General features: G+C 74.3%; 3 protein-coding genes and 1 pseudogene. All 4 read left to right on the top strand.

Annotated elements, in window-relative coordinates; translation table 11 throughout:
- Window positions 1–534: 534 nt before the first annotated feature.
- Complete coding sequence (locus GT045_RS25575) at window positions 535–1,410, top strand: helix-turn-helix transcriptional regulator (RefSeq protein ID WP_161335593.1); 876 nt, start codon at window positions 535–537, stop codon at window positions 1,408–1,410.
- A 107-nt stretch (window positions 1,411–1,517) separates the two neighbouring features.
- A complete protein-coding gene (locus tag GT045_RS25570; protein WP_161298776.1) occupies window positions 1,518–2,333 on the top strand; it encodes an SAM-dependent methyltransferase in 816 nt (271 codons plus the stop codon).
- Between the two features lie 98 nt (window positions 2,334–2,431).
- Entirely contained in the window at window positions 2,432–2,908 is a 477-nt protein-coding gene (locus GT045_RS25565) for an SRPBCC domain-containing protein (RefSeq protein ID WP_161298777.1), read from the top strand.
- A gap of 297 nt (window positions 2,909–3,205) precedes the next feature.
- Window positions 3,206–3,420: pseudogene (locus GT045_RS39990) on the top strand (peptidoglycan-binding protein); the annotation flags it as partial.

Below are 3,420 nucleotides of genomic sequence, written 5' to 3'. Positions count from 1 at the left end.
GGGCGGCCCGGGGACGCGGGCCGGGGCCGGCAGCCGATGCGGAAGCTGCCCGCCGTCCGGTGTGCGGCCGGGACGCGCCGCGCTGTCCGCCGCCCGGCTGTGCAGCGCCACCCCGGCCAGGGGCGCCTCCCGGCCCTCCGGAGCGGTCCGCGGCGGTCTGCGCGAGTCGGCGGCCGGGGGGAGTCGTCGGTGGAGCGGTCGGGGGAGGGAGGGCGGAGCCATCGCCGTGCGCCTTTCGTCCGGCCTCGCGAGTGGGGTCGCGGGTGTCGGGCCGGCCGCCCGGACAGCAGACGTTCCGCCGCCCGGCCGGAGGCGGTGGTGGCGGCCTGTCTCCCCAAGTCGGCCGCGCCGTCTGCTCCGTGGGTCGGCCGGAGCAGTGCCTCCACTCTGGCACCTGCCGACAGGGCCCCGCAACCGGCAAGTTGAAATTTTCAACTGGCCAGGTGCATGCTGCATCCGCCAGAACGTGATCGAACGCGCACGGGAAACCGATCGCGTGCCAAGGTGATCCAGGGGCCTGACGAGGGGGTGGGTGTGACCGCGGAGACCGACTGGGGCGGTGCCCCCTCCGTGCTGCGCATGATCCTCGGCAGGCAACTGGAGGAACTGCGTACCCGGGCCGGCCTCGGCTATGCCGAGGCGGGCGCGGCCATCGGGGTCAGCCACTCCACGATCCGCCGCATGGAAGCCGCCAAGGTGGCGCGCCTGCGGCTCGCGGACGCCGAGAAACTCCTCCAGGTCTACGGCGTCACCGACCGCGAGGAGATCGACACCTTCCTGCAGTCCGTGCGCGAGGCCAACAAGCGTGGCTGGTGGCACACGTACCGCGATGTCATGCCCGACTGGTTCGCCGCCTACCTCAGCCTGGAGCAGGCGGCCCTCCAGGTCCGCGCGTACGAGAACCAGTTCGTGCACGGGCTGCTGCAGACCGAGGACTACGCCCGCGCCCTGCTCACCGCGGCCCATCCGCACTCGTCCGCCGAAGCCACCGAGCGCCGCGTCGCGCTGCGCATGCACCGCCAGGAGCTGCTGGCCAGGCCCGCCTCGCCACGGCTGTGGGTGGTGATGGACGAGACCGTGCTGCGCCGGCCGGTCGGCGGCCCCGGGGTGATGCGCGCGCAGATCGACCACCTCGTCGAGGTCGGCCGGCTGCCTCAGGTCACCGTGCAGCTCATGCCGTTCGCCAACGGACCGCACCCCGCCCTGTGGGCCGGGGCGTTCCACCTCTTCCGGTTCCGGGCGCGCGAACTGCCCGACATCGGCTACCTGAACGGCCTCGTCGGGCCGGTCTACCTCGACAAGGCCGACGACGTCGTGGTCTACCGGGAGGCCCTGGACCGGCTCAGCGCCCAGGCCGCGTCCGCGAGGAAGACCGAAGCCCTGCTCACCGCTCTGCGCAAGGAGTGGTGACCCGCCGCCCGTCCTCCCCGCACCCGCGTCCCGCCCCCCGCACCCGCGTCCCGCCCCGCCCTCGCCGGCGCGAGCTACGACCCCCGACTCGAATGGGAGACACGGCGTTGTCCGACAACGGATGGCCGGCCGACCGGATCGACACCGAGAACGCGCACTCCGCGCGGATCTACGACTACATCCTCGGCGGCAAGGACTACTACCCCGCCGACCGGGAGGCGGGCGACGCCATGGCCCGGGAGTGGCCCGCGCTCCCGGTGCACATGCGTGCCAACCGGGACTGGATGAACCGCGCCGTGCGCTGGCTCGCCGAGGACGCCGGCATGCGCCAGTTCCTGGACATCGGCACCGGAGTCCCGACCTCGCCCAACCTGCACGAGATCGCCCAGGCCGTGGCCCCCGAGTCGCGGGTCGTCTACGTCGACAACGACCCGATCGTGCTCACCCTCTCGCAGGGGCTGCTGGCCAGCTCCCCCGAGGGCCGGACCGCCTACCTGGAGGCCGACTTCCGTGATCCGTCGGCCATCCTGGACGCCCCCGAGCTGCGCGAGACCCTGGACCTGAGCAGGCCCGTCGCCCTCACCGTCATCGCGATCGTGCACTTCATGCTGGACGCGGACGACGCGGTCGGTGTCGTGCGCAGGCTGCTGGAGCCGCTGCCGGCCGGCAGCCACCTCGCGATGTCCATCGGTACCGCCGACTTCGCCCCCGCCGAAGTGGGCCGGGTCGCCCGCGAGTACGCGGCCCGCGACATGCCGATGCGGCTGCGCACCCGGTCGGAGGCCGGGGAGTTCTTCGCGGGGCTCGAACTGGTCGATCCCGGCATCGTGCAGGTGCACAAGTGGCACCCCGACGGCAGCGGCGAGCAGGGCGTCCGGGACGAGGACATCGCGATGTACGGCGCGGTCGCCCGCAAGCCGTGACAGACCCGGGGCCGGGGTCCGAACCACCTCCCGGACCCCGGCCCCGCCTCCGGCCGTACGTGCGGCCGGGCGGGCGCCGGGCGGCTAACGTGAGCCCCGTGTACACCACTCGCGCCGTCCGGCACGTGCAGGCGCCCCCGCAGGCCGTGTACCGGCTCCTGACCGACCCGGACGCCGTCGCGGCCTGGCGGGTCCCGGCCGGGATGGCCGCCCGGGTGCACGTGTTCGACGCCCGTGAGGGCGGCTCGTTCCGGGTCTCCCTCACCTACGACGACCCGGCCGGAGCGGGCAAGTCCGGCGGGCGCACGGACACCTACCGGGGCCACTTCGTCCGGCTGGTGCCGGGCGCGCTGGTGGTCGAGGTCTTCGCCTTCGAGACCGGCGACGAAGCCCTGGGCTCCACCATGACGATGACGACGACGCTCACCGCGGCCGACGGCGGTACGGACGTGGAGATCCGGCACGAGGGCGTCCCCGACGCGATCCCCCCACGCGACAACGAACGGGGCACCCGTATGGCCCTGGACAACCTCGCCCGGCTGGCCGAGAGCCGGTGGCCGCCGGCACCGGAATGACCGGAGGACGGGTGTGACACGCCCGGAATCCGGCCCGCCCCTTTCTGCCGCTGCCGCTGCCGCTGCCGCTGTGTCTGTCTCTGCCGGTGTCTCTGTCACCGCTGCGCCGCCGGGGTGTCGGCGCGAAGAAGGCGGTGAGAAAACGGAACCAGGGCCCGGCGAACACGCTCTTACGGTGCGTCGACGGCCGGGACCGGACCGTCGCGAAGAGGCGGGGGGAACGAAGGAGCCGGGGGGAACGAAGAGGCCGGGGGGAACGACGGGCGCGGCCGTCCGTACGTCCGTCCGCCCGTCCGTATGACCGTCCGTCACCGCAAGACCCCGCGCGCCGCCGCCGTGCCCCGCCGCCTCACCGTGGCCCTGGTGCCCGCCGCCGGCCGCACCGTGGCCGCGGTCCCGCCCGTCGCCGCCGGCCGCACGACCCGTGAGGGCGCCGTGCCGTCCGTGGGCCCCGCCCCGCCCCATTCGGGGCGGGGCCCACGCCGCGCACCGGCGCGCGGGTCGGCCGCGGC

Origin of the sequence: Streptomyces sp. SID486 (genome assembly GCF_009865385.1) — a bacterium.
Classification (GTDB): domain Bacteria; phylum Actinomycetota; class Actinomycetes; order Streptomycetales; family Streptomycetaceae; genus Streptomyces.
The sequence above is the reverse complement of the archived record's forward strand: the minus strand, read 5'-3'. Positions and strand labels throughout refer to the sequence as shown.